This is a genomic window from Paraburkholderia sediminicola, from assembly GCF_046030555.1.
In the GTDB taxonomy this organism is placed as follows: Bacteria; Pseudomonadota; Gammaproteobacteria; order Burkholderiales; family Burkholderiaceae; genus Paraburkholderia; species Paraburkholderia sediminicola_E.
In genome coordinates this window covers 1-17,842 of the sequence record NZ_JAQQCH010000049.1, presented here as the reverse complement: position 1 = coordinate 17,842, position 17,842 = coordinate 1, and the positions used below count along the sequence as shown (strand labels likewise).

At 61.5% G+C, this 17,842-nt stretch carries 12 protein-coding genes; 6 read left to right on the top strand and 6 right to left on the bottom strand.

Annotated features, from left to right (window positions below; all coding sequences use genetic code 11):
- Positions 1 to 115: 115 nt before the first annotated feature.
- A complete protein-coding gene (locus tag PQQ52_RS34235; protein WP_408221401.1) occupies positions 116 to 1,399 on the bottom strand; it encodes a 4-aminobutyrate--2-oxoglutarate transaminase in 1,284 nt (427 codons plus the stop codon).
- 122 nt (positions 1,400 to 1,521) lie between these two features.
- Between PQQ52_RS34235 and pdxR the strand changes: the two genes are divergently transcribed.
- Entirely contained in the window at positions 1,522 to 3,033 is a 1,512-nt protein-coding gene (gene pdxR, locus PQQ52_RS34230) for a MocR-like pyridoxine biosynthesis transcription factor PdxR (protein ID WP_408221399.1), read from the top strand.
- Positions 3,034 to 3,125: 92 nt separating this feature from the next.
- On the opposite strand, the gene PQQ52_RS34225 is transcribed toward pdxR, so the two are convergent.
- The 4 genes from PQQ52_RS34225 to phnC form a co-directional block, all read right to left on the bottom strand.
- On the bottom strand, positions 3,126 to 3,962 hold the full coding sequence (locus PQQ52_RS34225; RefSeq protein WP_408221397.1) for an EamA family transporter: 837 nt from the start codon (positions 3,960 to 3,962) through the stop codon (positions 3,126 to 3,128).
- 277 nt (positions 3,963 to 4,239) lie between these two features.
- On the bottom strand, positions 4,240 to 5,079 hold the full coding sequence (gene phnE / locus PQQ52_RS34220; RefSeq protein ID WP_408221395.1) for a phosphonate ABC transporter, permease protein PhnE: 840 nt from the start codon (positions 5,077 to 5,079) through the stop codon (positions 4,240 to 4,242).
- A complete protein-coding gene (phnD, locus tag PQQ52_RS34215) occupies positions 5,076 to 6,053 on the bottom strand; it encodes a phosphonate ABC transporter substrate-binding protein (RefSeq protein WP_408221393.1) in 978 nt (325 codons plus the stop codon). Before phnD ends, phnE begins: the two co-directional genes overlap by 4 nt.
- 43 nt (positions 6,054 to 6,096) lie before the next feature.
- Positions 6,097 to 7,014, bottom strand: a complete 918-nt coding sequence (gene phnC, locus PQQ52_RS34210; RefSeq protein ID WP_408221391.1) for a phosphonate ABC transporter ATP-binding protein — start codon at positions 7,012 to 7,014, stop codon at positions 6,097 to 6,099.
- A 291-nt stretch (positions 7,015 to 7,305) separates the two neighbouring features.
- Here phnC and PQQ52_RS34205 point away from each other — a divergent pair, with 291 nt between their 5' ends.
- The 4 genes from PQQ52_RS34205 (at position 7,306) to PQQ52_RS34190 (ending at position 15,199) form a co-directional block, all read left to right on the top strand.
- Positions 7,306 to 8,340: a M14 family zinc carboxypeptidase gene (locus PQQ52_RS34205; protein ID WP_408221389.1), complete on the top strand. Its 1,035-nt coding sequence runs from the start codon at positions 7,306 to 7,308 to the stop codon at positions 8,338 to 8,340.
- The gene (locus PQQ52_RS34200; protein ID WP_408221387.1) at positions 8,337 to 9,116 is read left to right on the top strand and encodes an alpha/beta fold hydrolase; all 780 of its coding nucleotides are present in this window, start codon (positions 8,337 to 8,339) and stop codon (positions 9,114 to 9,116) included. Before PQQ52_RS34205 ends, PQQ52_RS34200 begins: the two co-directional genes overlap by 4 nt.
- Positions 9,117 to 9,294: 178 nt before the next feature.
- Entirely contained in the window at positions 9,295 to 14,136 is a 4,842-nt protein-coding gene (locus PQQ52_RS34195; RefSeq protein WP_408221386.1) for an NAD-glutamate dehydrogenase, read from the top strand.
- 157 nt (positions 14,137 to 14,293) lie between these two features.
- Positions 14,294 to 15,199 (top strand): cation diffusion facilitator family transporter, encoded by a 906-nt coding sequence (locus tag PQQ52_RS34190; RefSeq protein ID WP_408221384.1) that lies wholly within the window; start codon positions 14,294 to 14,296, stop codon positions 15,197 to 15,199.
- 97 nt (positions 15,200 to 15,296) lie between these two features.
- Here the strand turns inward: PQQ52_RS34190 and PQQ52_RS34185 are convergent, their stop codons facing one another.
- Entirely contained in the window at positions 15,297 to 16,277 is a 981-nt protein-coding gene (locus PQQ52_RS34185; RefSeq protein ID WP_408221382.1) for an aldo/keto reductase, read from the bottom strand.
- 246 nt (positions 16,278 to 16,523) lie between these two features.
- On the opposite strand from PQQ52_RS34185, the gene PQQ52_RS34180 reads away from it, so the two are divergent.
- Positions 16,524 to 17,597, top strand: coding sequence for a purine-nucleoside phosphorylase (locus PQQ52_RS34180; RefSeq protein ID WP_408221380.1), 1,074 nt, complete (start codon positions 16,524 to 16,526; stop codon positions 17,595 to 17,597).
- Positions 17,598 to 17,842 lie beyond the last annotated feature (245 nt).

The window sequence follows — 17,842 nt, the reverse complement described above, 5'->3', positions numbered from 1 at the left end:
CACCGCAGGCGAACAGACAGCAAGCACAAAACAGACAGCAAGCACCAAACAGCCAAAGGAAAGACCAGCGCCACAGGCAAACAAACCACCAGCGCCGAGCAGGCCAAAAACACCATCAAACAGCTACAGCAACACTTTCCTTAAGCACAGCTTCCAGAATCCCCATCGCTTCATCAAAGACAGAATCTTGAATAGTGAGCGGGAACAGGAACCTCACCACATTCGAATAAACACCGCAAACCAGCAGCAGCAACCCGCGCTCAAGCGCTCGCGCCTGCACCCGCTTGGTAAAGTCAGCATCCGGCTCCGTCCCACCCGCCTTGCAGAACTCAACAGCAACCATCCCGCCCGGCCCGCGCACATCGGCAATCTGCGGAACTTCGCTTTGAAGCGCGATCAGCTTCGCCTTAACGCGATCACCCAACACAGTCGCCCGCTCGCAGAGCTGCTCTTCATCGATGATATCGAGCACAGCATGCGCGGAAGCAACCGCCAACGGGTTACCCGCATAAGTGCCACCCAGCCCGCCAGGCGCGGCGGCATCCATCACATCTGCACGCCCGACTACACCCGACAACGGCATACCGCCCGCCAGGCTCTTGGCAATCGTCATCAGATCAGGCACCACGTCGTAGTGATGCATCGCAAACAGCTTCCCGGTACGGGCAAAACCGGTTTGCACTTCATCGGCAATCAGCAAAATGCCATGCTCGTTGCACAGCTTGCGCAAAGCGCGCACGAACTCGGCCGGTGCCGGATAGAAACCGCCTTCGCCCTGAACCGGTTCGAAAATAATCGCCGCGACGCGCTTCGGATCGATGTCGGCCTTGAACAGGAATTCGATCGCCTTCAGCGAATCAGCAGTCGTCACGCCGTGCAGCGGATTCGGGAACGGGGCATGGAATACGTCCGCGGGGAACGGACCAAAGCCGATCTTGTACGGCGCAACCTTGCCGGTCAGCGCCATGCCCATCATCGTGCGGCCATGGAACCCACCGGTGAATGCGATCACGCCCGGACGGCCGGTCGCGGCACGCGCAATCTTGATCGCGTTTTCAACGGCTTCGGCGCCAGTCGTGAAGAAGGCAGTCTTCTTCGGATAGTCGCCCGGCGCGCGCGCGTTGATTTTCTCCGCCAGTTCGACGTACGACGCGTAGGGCACGATCTGATACGCGGTGTGCGTGAAATGATCGAGCTGGTCGCGGATCGCGGCCAGAATCTTCGGGTGACGGTGGCCCGTGTTGCACACGGCAATACCTGCAGCGAAATCGATGAAACGACGGCCTTCGACGTCCCACAACTCGGCGTTTTCAGCGCGCTCGGCGTAGAAATCGCACATCACGCCGACGCCGCGCGGTGTGGCGGCATCCTTGCGGCTTTTCAGTTCAGCATTCTTCATGGTTATCTCCGTTGCTCCTCGATTTTGCAGATGCCGCGTGTTCAGCGCAGCACATGTAGCGACTATAATGAGATTTGGCTCTTAACTTCAGAGCCATTTCAATAAAAATGTAGGAGCCAATCATGCGCGCGAGCGTTTTGTCCGACTGGCTGGCGCAGCGCCTCGACCGTGGCAACGGCCAGCCGATCTATCGTCAACTGCACCGGCTGTTGCAGCAGGCGATCCTGTCGCGCGAATTGCCGGCCGGCAGCAAGGTGCCGTCGTCGCGTTTGCTGGCGCAGGAATTGGGCATTGGGCGCAATACCGTCACGCAGGTATATGAGCAGCTGGTGCTCGAAGGCTATGTGAGCTCGGCGACCGGCCGTGGCACGTTCGTCGCCGATAGCGCGCCGGACGAGATCGTCGGCGTGCCAGATGCCGAAGCGCCGGCCGCGCCGCTCGAGTCACTGCCGCCGCCGTTGCAGGGCAGCCGCGCGTTGTCGACGCGCGGCGCGCGGCTCATCGCGGGTGCGGGCGTGTCGAAGCGGCAATGGGGCGCGTTTATGCCCGGCGTACCGGACGTCACGAAGTTTCCGGCGCGCGTGTGGAGCCGCCTGCACAACAAGTATTGGCGCCGGCTGCGCCCTGACTTACTGACCTACGCGCCGGGTGGCGGGCTGGCCTCATTGCGGCACGCGCTGGCCGACTATCTGCGCACGTCGCGCTCGGTGCGCTGTACGCCAGAGCAGATCATCATCACGACCGGCATCCATCAGTCGGTCGACCTGGCAGTGCGTCTGCTGTCCGATCCAGGCGATCTGATCTGGACTGAAGACCCTTGCTACTGGGGCGTGCGCAGCGTGCTGCACGTGTCCGGCCTGCAATCGCGGCCGATCGCCGTCGACGAAGAAGGCATCAATCCATCCGCCGACGATCTCGCGCACCCGCCGAAGCTGATGCTCGTCACGCCGTCGCATCAATATCCGCTCGGCATGGTGATGAGCCTCGCGCGGCGCCGCATGCTGCTTGAGTACGCGCGGCAGAACCAGTGCTGGATCATCGAGGACGACTACGACAGCGAATTCCGCTACGGCAGCCGGCCGCTGGCATCGCTGCAAGGCCTGGATACGTCTGGACAGGTGATTTACGTGGGCAGCTTCGGCAAGACGCTGTTTCCGGGCTTGCGCATCGGCTACCTGGTCGTACCTGAAGCGCTGGCGGAGAGCTTTGCGACCGCGAGCGCGGAGTTATATCGGGAAGGGCAGTTATTGCAGCAGGCGATGCTCGCGGAGTTCATCGCGGAAGGGCATTTCACGTCGCATATCCGCAAGATGCGCACGCTATACGGGCAGCGCCGCCAGACCCTGCTGGATGCCGCCGCGCACCGTTATGGCGATGCGTTGCCGGCCGTGGGTGGCGACGCCGGTTTGCATCTCGTGATGCAGTTGCCGGCGGGAAGCGACGACCGCGCGGTGGCGGCTGCTGCGCTAGAGCGCAATATCGTCGTGCGGCCGTTGTCGGGGTATTACGCGCAACCGTCGCTGGCGCCATCGGGGTTGCTGATCGGCTATGCGTGCGTGCCGGACGAAGAGATCGCGCCGGCGTTCAACACGTTGGCTGATGCGATCGACGCGACGCTCGTGCAGTTCGCCTGAGGGTGAGCGGGGGCGCTTTACGACTTCAAAGCGGCTTCAGAGCGCCCTCGGAATGGAGCAACAATGTGGCATCAGCATAGCGCCAAGGGGCCTCAAATCCGGATCAACACAGCCCCCAGCGTAACCAGCGCACACGCCGCGATACGCCGTGCCGTCAGCTTCTCCTGCATGAACAGCCAGCCGATCAGCACTGCAAAGATCGAACTCAACTCACGCAGGGCGGAGACCATCGCGATCGGCAGATAGCGGTAGGCCTCGATAATCAGGCAATACGCGGTGAGCGCGAGCGCGCCGGACGCCATGCCCTTGAGCACCACCGTGCGGCCGATGAACAGCCCCTTGGCGCCGCCGCGCCAATGCCAGGCGAGCAGAAACTGCGGGATATTCCAGATCAGATAGACCCACATGATGTAGCTCAGGCCATTGCCCGCCACGCGCGCGCCGATGCCGTCGACAACCGAATACGTCGCGATGAAGAAACCCGTCAGCAGCGCAAACGGCACGCTTTCGCCGGAAAAACGCATGCCGCGGCGGAACGCCAGCGAAACGATGCCGAGCGACACCAGCGCCACGCCGATCGCCGCCAGCGGCTTGAGCGTTTCGTGCGCGAATACCAGCGCGCCGACGAACACGAGCATCGGCGAAAGGCCGCGTGCGATCGGATAGATCTGGCCGAAGTCGCCGCTCTTATACGCGCGAATCAGCGCCAGCAGATAGCCGAATTCGAGCACGACTGATGCAAAGATGTAAGGCCACGCCGCCGGTGCAGGCAAAGGCAGCACGATCACGCCGACCGCGCTGACGGCGAGATACGGAATCGCCATCATGCCGAGCAGCCATACACGGTCTTCGGAAAGATGCAGAAATGCGTTCCAGGTGGCGTGCAGTAGCGCGGAGAGCAGCACCAGCAAGACGATAAAGGTGTCCATCGAAGACCAGGGAGAGAAGAAGGGAGGCCGGGGCCCGGCCGCAAGCAGGTGATTATTCCAGCAGAACGCCGGAATGGAGGGGAGGACGACTAAAGTGAAGGGGCTTTATGTGGCGAAATACGGTAATTTGTGGTGGCAGATAGTCCTCTGCTCAACCTTGGTGCGGTGCTTGCACGCTGGCGCACTTACCCACTGGCACGCAGCATCGAAGCGATCTGGATGAGGGTTGGCGATGCGAGGCTCGCCAACCCCTTGGCATTCGGGGATCGTGAAGCGATTACGTCACGCGTTCGCGCAGCCACGCTGACGCCAGATCGATCACCGTCACGACCACGATCACCATGATCATCACCGCGGCCGTCTGCGCGTAGTTGAACGAGCGGATCGCCTCATACAGCACGACGCCGATTCCACCTGCGCCGACCATGCCGACCACCATCGCCGAGCGCACGTTCGATTCGAAGCGATATAACGCGTACGAGATCCACAAAGGCAGCACTTGCGGCAGCACGCCGTAGATGATTTCGTCGAGACTGGTCGCGCCGGTGGCGCGCACGCCTTCGGCCGGACGTGGGTCGATGGCTTCGACCGCTTCGGCGAAGAGCTTGGCGAGCACGCCGGTGGTATGCACCCACAGCGCCAGTACGCCGGCGAACGGGCCGAGTCCCACGGCGACGATGAACAGCATCGCGAAGACCATTTCATTGATTGCGCGGCACGCGTCCATCATGCGGCGCATCGGTTGAACGATCCACATGGGCGCCATGTTGTGCGCGGACATCAGTCCACACGGCACCGCGCACACCAGCGAGAGGGCCGTGCCCCACACTGCCACCGAGAGCGTCACAGCCATCTCATGCAAATAGCTGCGCCATTCAGTGAAGTCCGGCGGGAAGAAGTCCTTGGCGAACTGGCCCATGTTGCCGGAGTCGGAAAGCAGGTCCAGCGGACGCATATCGGCGCCGTGCCATGCGCCACCCAACACGGCAAGCACCGCGATCCAGCCGACGAGCGACAGCCAGCTGCGCTTGCCCGCGGCGGGAGCGGCACGTGCTGTCTGCGTGGCGAGCGCTTCGCTCGCACGCGTGGGCGACGTGAGCAGATCAATCTTGTTCATTGCTTGGATACAGCGGTGTTGAGTACGCTCAGCTTCGCATCGAGCGCGGCCAACTGGGTCTTACGGTCGTCGTCGGAAAGATGCGTGTCGCTTTCGATCTTCTGCTTCTGCTGGAACAAAGCGACCTGGCGAATCGGCAGCAACTGCGCATCCGACGATGCCGCGAAGCCGGCGTAACCCGTAATCGCCGCCATCACCGCTTTTTCATGCTGATCGGTCTTTCCGTAGTTCAGGAAGAAGGTGCGGATCTTGTCCTTGGTGGCTTGCGGCAGATCCTTGCGCCACACGAGCGGGTCCGACGGAATCAACGGCGAGGTCCATAGCACGCGCACTTGCGCGAATTTGTCGGGATGCTGCTGTTTCAGCGTGTCGAGCATCTCGGTGTTGTTGGTCGCGATGTCGATCTTGTTGTTCACCACGGCGAGCAGATTCGCTTCATGACTCGACGGCAGCACCGCCTTGAACGACGTGTTGACCGGTGTGTTGCGCTTGGCGAACAGGTAATAGCCGGGGATCAGCGTACCCGAGGTGGAGTTCGGATCGCCGAAGCCGAGCGTGACCTCCTTCGTGTTTTTAAAGACGTCGTCGAGCGTCTTGAAGCGGCTGTTCGCATTGGTGATCAGCACCGATTTGTAGCCGGCATCGCCATTCGCATACAGGACCTTCGCGAACACTTCGCCTTGCGAGCGGTCCACCGCTTCTATCGCCGACGCATTGCCGAAATAGCCGATCTGTACCTTGTTAAAACGCATTCCTTCGATGATGCCGGAGTAGTCGGTAGCGAAGAACGCTTTGACGTTCAGGCCGGTTTGCTTGTTCATGTCCGCGATCAGCGGTTCCCAGCGCTGTTTCAGCACGGAGGACGAATCGGTCGAGATGATGCCAAGGTTGATGTCCTCGGCTTGTGCGGTGGCGACGCAGGCGAATGCGGCCGCGCCGACGGTCAGCGTGATCAATGAACGCAGGAATTTCATCGCTTTTGAGGTCCGGTTGGGTGAGCAGAATGAGTGGACGCGCTCAGTTCGAGTGCGCCGGATTGAGGGCGAACGCATAACGCGTCGAGGTGGGCGCGGCGTCTTGCGCCGATGCGCCGGTGTCGACACCGTCAGCGTTGTTGTCCGTATGATCGGCCGCGCTATCGGCGCTGGTTTCGTCGAACAGTTCGCGGACGTCGTCGCCGTAGAGTTTCTTGAGCAGGGCAGGGCTCAGCGCGGCGGAGGGGCCGTCGTAGACCACCTTGCCACGACGCAGCGCAACGGTGCGCGGGCAATACTGCATCGCGATGTCGACCTGATGTAACGACACCAGCACCGTCAGTTGATGCTCGACGTTGAGCGTGCGCAGCATCTCCATGACGCGGCGTGACGATTCGGGGTCGAGCGAAGCGATGGGTTCGTCGGCAAGCACGATGCGCGCGCGTTGCACCAGCGCCCGTGCCAATGCCGCGCGTTGCTGCTGACCGCCGGAAAGGTTGGCGGCGCGTTCGCGCGCATGGTCGCCGATGCCGACTTCGTTGAGCGCGGCCATCGACAAGGCTCGCTCTGCACCCGGAAAGCGACCGGTGAGACGGCGCCACAAAGGCAGCCGCGCGAGCGCGCCGATTAGCACGTTGCGCTCCACCGAGAGCCGGTTCACCAGATTGAATTGCTGGAACACGAAGCCGATATCGCGGCGAATGCTGCGCACCTCCCGCACGATGCGCCCGTTCTGCTGGATCGGCCGGCCGAGAATCGCGATCTGCGATGGCTGCGCATCCGAGGCCGTGAAGCCCGCGATATGCCGCAGCAGCGTCGACTTGCCCGAGCCCGATGCGCCGATCAATGCAACCATTTCGCCCGGTTCGACGCGCAGATCGATTTCGTCCAGCGCCTTGCGGCCGTTGCTGAATGTCTTGCTCAACCGTTCGATACGAATTGCTTCCCGAATTTCTTCCATAAGTACCCCTTGATGCATCCGGCTATTGCCGGCATGTGTGGGGCTCATTCTAGGAAGCGTCTGTGACGGTTGAGTGAAGGCATCGCAACGTCTAGACGACTATATCTTCATGTGTCTTTTTTGCGTCGCCAGAAAGGCAGGGAGAAGTCACGCGTTCGAATAAAAAATGACACCCGTATGACACGATTTGCGTTGAGTGAGGCTGGCCGCGCATGATGGCGCGCAGCCAGGCTATATTGCGTCAATCAGTGTGCCGTCCCCAATAACCTTGCAGTTCCTTTCGACGTCGTCATGCAGCCTTTGAGCTTTCTTCCCGACAGTTTTGCGGAGTACGAAGATCTCAAGACGATCCTCGATCAGGGCAGCGCGAGCTTCGAGATCCGCACCGTCTGCGAGACGACGGTGCGTGGCAGGCAGTTCGCGGTGCACACCGCGAGCATCGGTTCGACCGATCCGCTCGCGCCGGCAATCGGTTTCTTTGGCGGCATTCACGGGCTCGAACGGATTGGTTCGCAACTCGTGCTCGACTACATGCGCGCGCTGCTCGCCCGGCTGGAATGGGACGAACTGCTGGTGCGGCAATTGCAGTCGATTCGTCTGATCTTTATGCCGATCGTCAATCCGGGCGGCATGTGGGCCGCCACGCGCGCCAATCCCAACGGTGTCGATCTGATGCGCAACGCCCCGCAGAATGCTGACGAACGCGTGCCGCTGCTGGCCGGCGGCCAACGGGTAGGCGCATGGCTGCCGTGGTATCGCGGTCGGCAAGGCGAGCCGATGGAGCCGGAGGCCGCGGCGCTCCTGCGGGTAGTCGAAACCGAAATGGCCGCGCGGCCCTTGAGCATCGCGCTCGACTGCCACTCGGGTTACGGCTGGCGGGACAGCATCTGGTTTCCTTACGCGCGCACGCGCAAGCTGATGCCGCATCTGCCGGAAATGTACGTGCTGAAAACCATGTTCGAGCGTGCGCATCCGCATCATGGCTACGCGTTCGAACCACAGAGCCACCAGTATCTATTGCACGGCGATCTGTGGGACTTTGCGTACGACCGCACGCCGGCACCGAACGTCTTTCTACCGATGACGCTCGAACTCGGTTCGTGGCTGTGGATCAAGAAGAATCCGCGCCAACTGTTTTCGCGTCAAGGCATGTTCAACCCGGTGAAGGCGCATCGCACTGCGCGCGTATTGCGGCGTCATGCGAATCTGCTCGATTTCCTCGCCCGCGCGGCGTTTTCGTCGCAACGCTGGCTGCCGCAAGGTAATCGTCGCGAGCAATTGCTGCAAAGCGCGACCGACCATTGGACCAAACCGGAAGTGTCATGAGCACGTGGATTTTGTTGCGTGGGCTGACGCGCGAAACGCGTCATTGGGGGCGTTTGCCCGGCTTGCTGCGCGAGGCGTTCGGCAGCACGGATCGTCTGTTGTTGCTCGATCTGCCCGGCAACGGCGAGTTCGCGAAGCTGCGTGCGCCGTCGGCAGTAGAGGATATGGTGGGCTTCGTGCGGATTGCTGCGCTGCAAACTGGAGCTACGGGTCCTTATCGCGTGCTGGCGATGTCGCTTGGCGGCATGGTGGCAACCGACTGGGCGCAACGGCATCCCGGCGAGATCGAGCGGCTCGTGCTGATCAATACCAGCATGCGGCCGTTCAGCCGCATGCACGAGCGCTTGCGGCCATCCGCGTGGCCGGCCCTTCTGGGCGTTGCAGCACACTGGCGCGACGCGCCGCGCGCGGAAAGCGGCATTCATCGACTGACGTGCAATGACGTCGAAACGCTGGGCGCCGATCTCGATGCATGGAGCGAAATTCGCCGGAGCGCGCCGGTGAGCCGGGGCAATGCGTTACGGCAGCTTCGGGCCGCCGCGCGCTTTAGTGCGGCTGTCGCGAAGCCGGGTTGCCCGTTGCTGATTCTTTCTTCGCGTGCGGATAAGCTCGTTAATCCGGTGTGTTCGGCGAAGCTCGCGGCGGCGTGGGGCGCAACCCATCGCGAGCATCAATGGGCCGGTCATGACCTGCCGCACGACGACCCGGCGTGGACCAGCGAACAGGTTCGCGCGTGGCTGATGCAAGAGGCCCGCGAGCCCACGGCTGGGCTTTAAGCAGGCAACAGCGCAGCCAGCAGCACGGTTTTGCGCAACGCGCAAGGCAACCGCCAGCGGGTATAACCTAAGTGAGCTCGCGCATGGCTTTTCTGGCCGGCAGGCGCATAATCCCCGTTCAGACGATGCATGCGAATCAAGCGAAACTCGCTATTGCCGCCCGCCGGGGGAGTTGATCATGCAAGCGAAGAATGAAGAAGCCGTCACGCACCTACTGAACGATGTCTTCGAATTTGCGCGTGGGCGCTTGCCCGAGCCGACCTTCAAAGTCGTCGAACCTTTCCTGCAGCACTACTACGATTTCGTCGATGCCGACGACCTGCAAAGCCGCGCGATTGCCGATCTCTACGGCGCGGCGCTCGCGCACTGGCAAACCGCGCAGCGCTTCGTGCCCGGCAGCGAACGGCTGCGCGTCTACAACCCGATACTCGAACAGCACGGCTGGCATTCCGATCACACAGTGATCGAGATCGTCAACGACGATATGCCGTTTCTGGTCGATTCGGTGTCGATGGCGGTCAACCGCCTTGGGCTCGCGCTGCATTCGGTCGTGCATCCGGTGTTTCGCATCTGGCGCGGGCCGGACGGCAGCATCGTGCGGGTGGGTCAAGGTGCCGAAGATGCAGCCGATACGCGCTCGCAGCTTGCCTCGTTCATTCACTTCGAAGTCGACCGTTGCGGCGACGCGGCGAAGCTCGACGCATTGCGTGACGAGATTGCCAAGGTGCTGCGCGACGTGCGCGCCGCGGTGGAAGACTGGCCGAAAATCGTTGACCTCGCGCGCGCTACTGTCAAAGGCATGAAGGCCGGCGAGGCGGGGCCGGAAGGTGTCGAGGCCCGAGCCTTCCTCGAATGGATGGTGGCCGATCATTTCACGTTTCTGGGCCAGCGCGACTATGAACTGGTGCAGCACGACGCCGGTTTTGGCCTGCGTGCGGTACCTGGCTCCGGCCTCGGCATTCTGCGCGACGCACTGCGTCCGGCGGGTGCGGCCGACGTCACGCCGTTGCCACCGGCGGCCGCCGATATCATCTCCGGCTCATCGCCCATTTTCCTGACCAAGGCCAACTCGCGCGCGACGGTGCATCGCCCGGGCTATCTGGATTATGTCGGCATCAAGCTGACCGGCGCGGACGGCAAGGTGACCGGCGAGCGGCGTTTTATCGGCCTGTATACGTCTACCGCGTACCTGGTGTCGGCCTCGGAAATTCCAATCGTGCGGCGCAAATGCGCGAACATCGTGCGGCGGGCCGGCTTCCTGCCGAAGGGGCACTTGGCCAAATCGCTGGTAACGGTGCTCGAAACGTATCCGCGCGACGAACTCTTTCAGGCGGACGAAGACCAGCTCTACGATATTGCGCTAGGTGTGCTGCGTTTGCAGGAGCATCAGCGCACGCGTCTGTTCGTACGGCGCGACCGTTTCGACCGTTTCGTGTCGTGTCTCGTGTTCGTCCCGCGCGACAAGTACAACACCGATATGCGGCAGCGCATTGCCAACCTGCTGGCCGATGCATTCAACGGCGAAAGTGTCGAATTCACGCCGCTGTTGTCGGAGTCGACCCTCGCACGTATTCACTTCGTTGTGCATGCGAAATCGGGCGGCATGCCCAATGTCGATACGCGCGAACTCGAAGCGCGGCTCGTGCAGGTCACGCGCCGCTGGCAGGACGATCTCGCCGACGCGTTGCTCGACGCATTCGGCGAGGAGCAGGGCAATCGTCTGCTGCAACACTATGCGGATTCGTTTCCCCCAGGCTATCGCGATGATTATCCAGCCCGTACCGCGGTGCGTGATATCGAGTTGATCGAACGCGTGCAGGGCAGCGAGCGGCTCGCCATGAACCTGTACCGCCCGATCGAAGCAGGGCCGCGTGCGTTTCGCTTCAAGGTTTATCGTGCGGGATTGCCCATTGCGTTGTCGCGCAGTTTGCCGATGCTCGAACATCTCGGCGTGCGTGTCGATGAAGAGCGGCCTTATCTGATCGAAGCGATCGGTGCCACGCCTGCGTGGATTCACGACTTCGGGCTCGAACTCGCGGACGACGCGGAGTTCGATATCGAACGCGTGAAGGATCTTTTCGAAGACGCGTTCGAACAGGTGTGGACCGGTGGCATCGAAAGCGACGATTTCAACCGCCTTGTGCTGCGCGCGCAACTGAATGCGCGCGAGGTGACGATTCTGCGTGCTTATGCCAAGTACCTGAGGCAAGTGGGGTCGACCTTCAGCGACGCCTATATCGAACGTGCGGTCACGGGCAATCCGGCGATTGCCCGCATGCTCGTGGAGTTATTCATTGCGCGCTTCGATCCGGCGCAGGGCGTGACGCGCGAGGCACGCGTCGACGGCTTGTTGAAGACGATCGACAGCGCGCTCGATCAGGTGCCGAATCTCGACGAGGACCGGATACTCCGGCAATTCCTTGGCGTCATCAAGGCCACGCAGCGCACGAACTACTATCGCTTCGACGCAGACGGTCATCCGAAGCCGTATCTGTCGTTCAAATTCAATCCTGCGCAAGTGCCCGGATTGCCTGAACCGAAGCCGATGTTCGAGATATGGGTGTACTCGCCGCGTGTGGAAGGCGTGCATTTGCGTGGCGGCCGTGTTGCGCGCGGCGGATTGCGCTGGTCGGATCGGCGCGAGGATTTCCGCACGGAAGTGCTCGGCTTGATGAAGGCACAGATGGTGAAGAACGTGGTGATTGTGCCGGTCGGCTCCAAAGGCGGCTTCGTCGTGAAGAATCCGCCGCCACAGACCGAACGCGATGCGTGGATGCGTGAAGGCATCGCGTGTTATCAGACGTTCCTGCGCGGTCTGCTCGATTTGACCGACAACCTCGCGGGCACAGCGGTGGTGCCGCCGCCAGATGTGGTGCGGCATGATCCCGACGATCCTTATCTGGTGGTCGCCGCCGACAAGGGCACTGCCACGTTCTCGGACTACGCGAACGCGATCTCGCAGGAATATGGTTTCTGGCTCGATGACGCTTTTGCGTCGGGCGGTTCGGTCGGCTACGACCACAAGAAAATGGCGATCACGGCGCGCGGCGCGTGGGAGTCGGTTAAGCGGCACTTCCGTGAAATGGGCGTCGATACGCAGGCGACTGATTTCACCGTGGTTGGCGTCGGCGATATGTCGGGTGATGTATTTGGCAATGGCATGCTACTGTCGCCGCATATCAGACTGGTCGCCGCGTTTGATCATCGGCATATCTTTCTCGATCCGAATCCAGATCCTGCGGTAAGCCTTGCCGAGCGAGGGCGCCTTTTCACGCTTGATCGGTCGAGTTGGGCGGATTACGATCCGTCGCTGATCTCGGCCGGCGGGGGCGTGTTTCCGCGCACAGCCAAGACGATTCCATTGTCCGCGGCGGTACAGTCGGTGCTTGGCATCAGTGCGCCGGCGCTCGCGCCCGCTGAATTGATGCGCGCGATTCTGCAGGCGCCGGTCGATCTGCTCTACAACGGCGGCATCGGCACCTACGTGAAGGCGAGCAGTGAAACGCATCTGCAGGTCGGTGATCGCGCCAATGATGCGATTCGCGTCAACGGCGCCGATTTGCATTGCAAGGTTGTCGCGGAAGGCGGCAATCTCGGGCTTACGCAACTCGGACGCATCGAATTCGCGCAACGCGGCGGCCGCATCAATACCGATGCGATCGACAACTCCGCCGGAGTCGACTGTTCGGACCACGAGGTCAACATCAAGATCCTGCTGGGTCTGGTCGTCTCCGACGGTGAAATGACCGAGAAGCAGCGCAATGCATTGCTCGCGGAAATGACCGATGAAGTCGGCTTGCTGGTCTTGCAGGACAACTATTACCAGACCCAGGCGCTTTCGATTGCGGGCCGCTATGGCGTCGAGTTGCTCGATGCCGAAGCGCGCTTGATGCGTTATCTCGAACGCGCGGGCCGGCTCAATCGCGTGATCGAGTTCTTGCCCACCGACGAAGAAGTTGCCGAACGCCTGGCCGCGAAGCAAGGGCTGACCACGCCCGAGCGCGCCGTGCTGCTTGCCTATAGCAAGATGTGGTTGTATGACGCACTGCTTGAATCGTCGATGCCTGAAGATCCGCTTGTCAGCGACATGCTGGTCGAATACTTTCCGAAGCCGTTGCGGCAACGCTTCAGCGAACCGATGCAACGCCATCCGTTGCGGCGCGAAATACTGGCAACCCATTTGACCAATGCGTTGGTAAATCGCGTGGGCTGTGAGTTCGTGCATCGCCTGATGGAAGAGACCGATGCGAAGCCCGGCGACATCGTGCGGGCCTGCATCATGGCACGCGACGTGTTCGATCTCGACGACGTGTGGCGTAGTATCGACGCGCTCGATAACCGTGTCGCCGACGATGTTCAGGCGAGCATGTTCGTCGAAGTCGCGCGGCTCGTCGAACGCTCGGCGTTGTGGTTCCTGCGGCAGTTGCAATCGGGGGCGGTCAGCGACCGTGACGTCGCCGGCTTGCTTGCACGTTGTCGCGACGCGGCGCAACGCCTCGCACCGCAATGGCCCGCGCTGCTGCCGAGTGCCGATCTCGACGCGTTGTCCGAGCGGCAACGCGTGCTCGTGGACGCGGGTGTCGATAGCGAACTGGCGGTGCGAATCGCCAGCGGCGAGATCTCGGCGGCTTTGCTCGACATCGCCGAGGTGGCGTCGACCTGCGGGCGTAGTCTCGAACTCGTGGCGGGTGTCTACTTCGCGCTCGGTACGCTGCTGAACTACGGCTGGATCAGCGAACGCGCGGCCGCACTGCCGGCACCCACGCACTGGGACATGCTGGCGCGCGCCACCGCGCTCGCCGAGCTTGCGCGGCTGAAACGCGCGTTGACCACGAGCGCGCTGACCGGCGCGGACGATGCGTCGACGCCGGAAGCACTGGTTCAAACGTGGCGTGACAAACGCGCCGCGCAACTGGAGCGTTATGCGCGCCTGCTTGCCGATCTGCGGGCCACGGGCGGCGCGAGCCTGTCGATGCTGCTGGTGATCGTGCGGGAGATGGCCGCGCTCGAAAGGGCGTAGCACAAACGGCCCGAGAGAGAGGGCGGATGGACTGCAGACGTCATGGAACACGGTGGGAAACCGCACCGGGGTTGGACGCATGCCGTCTGGCATGTCCATAATACGAACAATTGCCAACCGAAAACGCTCTGCAAACTCACGGACCCTCTCCACGACGATGAAAGAAGAATCGCCGAAAGCCATTTTCTATGCGCTCGCCGCCAACCTCGGCATCGCGGTCTGCAAGTTCGCTGCTGCTACCTTCACGGGTTCCGGCTCGATGTTCGCCGAAGCCATTCACTCGACCGCCGATTGCGGTAACCAGTTGCTGCTGCTATTCGGCTTGCGTGAGGCGCGCAAGCCGGCGAGCCCGTTGCATCCCATGGGCAGCGGCCGCGAAATCAATTTCTATTCGCTGCTGGTGGCGTTGCTGCTGTTCTTTGTCGGCGGGGCGTTTTCGGTGTACGAGGGCGTGCATCGTCTGTTTGCACGTGAGCCTTTGCAGTATGCCTATGTGGCGCTCGTCGTACTCGGCGTGTCGGTGGTGCTCGAAGCCCTTTCTTTGTGGGGCGCGGTTAAGGAAATCCGCAAGACGCATCCCGACAAAAGCATGTGGCGCTGGTTTCGCGAAACGCGAGAGTCCGAATTGCTGGTGGTGGCCGGCGAGGACATTGCTGCGTTAGCGGGTCTTGCGATCGCCTTTGTCGCCGTGCTGCTGACGATGGTGACCGGCAATCCCGTCTATGACGCATTGGGCTCCATCGGTGTGGGTGTGTTGCTGATGGTGATTGCGTGGCTGGTGGCGCGCGAAGTGAAGTCGATGATCGTCGGCGAATCGGCGAGCCCGGAGGTACGCCGCGCGATCGAGACGCATCTGCGCGGGCGCTCCGAGATTCGCAGCATCATCAACATGATTACGCTGCAATGGGGTCGTCACGTGGTGGTGGCGGTGCAGGCGGAAATGATCGACTACGCGAGCGGCCGCGCGATGGTCGATGCGATCAACGTGATCGAAGCGGACTTGCAGGCGGCGTTTCCGCAAGTGCGCTGGGTGTTTTTTGAACCGGACGTCCCGCGGACCTGACGCGTCGGCGCGCCGTTTGGCAGGTACGTCCGGTTTGCCCGGGGCCCGCGGATTCCGGGTGGGTTTCCGCTCAGGCCTCTCCTGGTGCATTTGCCGCTTATTTGAAGCCGGTCACCGCATGCGGCACATACAGTTCTTCCAGTTGACGGATTTCGTCCGCGCTCAGGTTCAACGACAGCGCCGCAACCGCATCGTCCAGGTGATGCAGCTTGGTCGCGCCGACAATAGGCGCGGTGATCGGCTTCTTCTGCAGCACCCAGGCTAGCGCCACTTGCGCACGCGGTACGCCGCGTTCCTTGGCGATCTGGCTCACCCGCTCCACGATCCGGCGATCCGCGTCTTCGGTATGCACGTACAGCGTGCGACCGAATTCGTCGGTCTCGGAGCGGGCGCTCTCGGTGTTCCAGTCGCGCGTGAGGCGTCCACGGGCCAGCGGGCTCCACGGAATGACGCCGATGCCTTCGCTTTCGCACAGCGGCAGCATCTCGCGCTCTTCTTCGCGGTACAGCAGGTTCACATAGTTCTGCATTGTTACGAAGCGCGTCCAGCCATTGCGTTCGGCCACATGCAATGCCTTGGCGAACTGCCATGCATACATCGACGATGCGCCGATATAGCGAGCCTTGCCTGCCTTCACGACGTCGTGCAGCGCTTCCATGGTTTCTTCGATCGGCGTGCCGTAGTCCCAGCGGTGGATCTGATAGAGGTCGACGTAGTCGGTGCCGAGACGCCGCAAATTGTGGTCGATTTCCGCCATGATTGCCTTGCGTGACAGGCCCGCACCGTTCGGGCCTGGATGCATGCGGCTATTCACCTTGGTAGCCAGCACGATCTCGTCGCGCTTCGCAAAGTCCTTCAGCGCCCGGCCGACGATTTCTTCGCTGGTGCCGTCTGAGTAAACGTTGGCGGTATCGAAGAAATTGATGCCGTGGTCAAGCGCCTGCTTGATAAAGGGGCGCGACGCTTCATCGTCAAGTGACCAGGGGTGGGTGCCGCGAGCGGGCACGCCGTAGCTCATGCAACCGAGACAAAGACGCGATACATCGAGGCCGGTGCGGCCCAGTTTCACATAATCCATCGTGGTGCTCCTGTATTGAACGGTACGAAGGGGGTGCGTGCTGACGGTCCTCCATTATAGGAAGGGACGCGCCGACGCGCTGAGGGCCCGACGGGCCGATCAGACGCGCGGGTCGGCGGGGTTCAGTCGCGGCGTATGAAATGCGGTAACACGTAGTGGAAAATAATTCCTTCGCATCTATACTTCTTTCGGCTTGAAAGCAGTCCCTCTCCCAATCTGCATCACAAGCAAAAAGGAAGGATTACGATGCTGACTCGCACACTTGGCGCGATCTCCGCCATTGCACTCGCGGCTTGCGCCGCCTTCACAGCCGGGCCTGCCAGCGCGGACGACAACGACGGTTTCTCGCAAGGCGACGGCGGCTCGCACGGCCGGCCGGTCAAGGTGATGATCATTTCGATGTTCGCGCCGGAGGGGCAGGTGTGGCTCGATCGGCTGGGGCCATGGCGTGAAATTCCGGTCGACGGCCTGTCTCCCGATTATCCGACGGTTCATTGCAACAAGCAGGACGTGTGTGTCATGACTACCGGCATGGGGCATAGCAACGCTGCCGCGTCGATCATGGCACTGACCTTCTCGCCGCGCTTCGATTTGCGGCATACGTACTTTATGGTGGCGGGGATTGCCGGGATCGATCCGCAGCAAGGCACGGTCGGATCCGCCGCATGGGCGAAGTATCTGGTCGACTTTGGGATTCAGTGGGAGATCGACGGACGGGAGATTCCGCCTGGCTGGAATACCGGGTACCTGGGGATCAATACGACGAGTCCGACGGACAAGCCGCCGCTTGACTATCGGACGGAAGTGTTTCAGCTGAATACCCAGCTTGCCGATTCGGCGTTTGATTTGTCGCGAAGCGTTGTGCTGTCGGACAACGCTCAGGCGCAGGCTGCGCGGGCGAAGTATTCGTATGCGCCGGCAAACCGGCCGCCGACTGTTGTTCAGTGCGATACGCTGGCGGGCGATACCTGGTGGTCAGGGACGCTGCTAGGGCAGCGGGCACGGGATTGGACCAAGATTCTGACTGACAACAAGGGGGTTTATTGCACGACGCAGCAGGAGGATAACGCGACGTATGAGGCGCTTAAGCGCGCGGCCTCGGTGCATAAGGTCGACTTGAATCGCGTGGCTGTGGTGAGAGCGGGGTCTGATTTTGATCGGCCTTACGATGGGCAGACTAGTGCGGATAATTTGCTGAACTATGCTGCGCAAGGGGGCTTTACGATTGCTATTGAGAATTTGTTTCGGGCCGGAAATCCGCTTGTGCAGGATATTGTTACTCATTGGGGGGAGTGGCGGGAGGGGGTGCAGAAGAGGTGAAGGTTTTTTTTTGCTTGCGTGGCGCTTGGGTAGGTGCGGTGCTTACGGCGGTGGGTTTTGCTTGAATTGTTTGTTTGCGTAGCGTTTGTTGTCTGTTCGCCTATGGTGTTGGCCTTTCCTTGTTATGTTATTGGTCTATTAGCGTCGCCCCTGTGCGGGGCAGGCAGTTACTTCTCTTTGCCGCCGCAAAGAGAAGTAAGCAAGAGAAAGCGGCTCACACCGCTAGCTCATAAGCGGATCCCCTG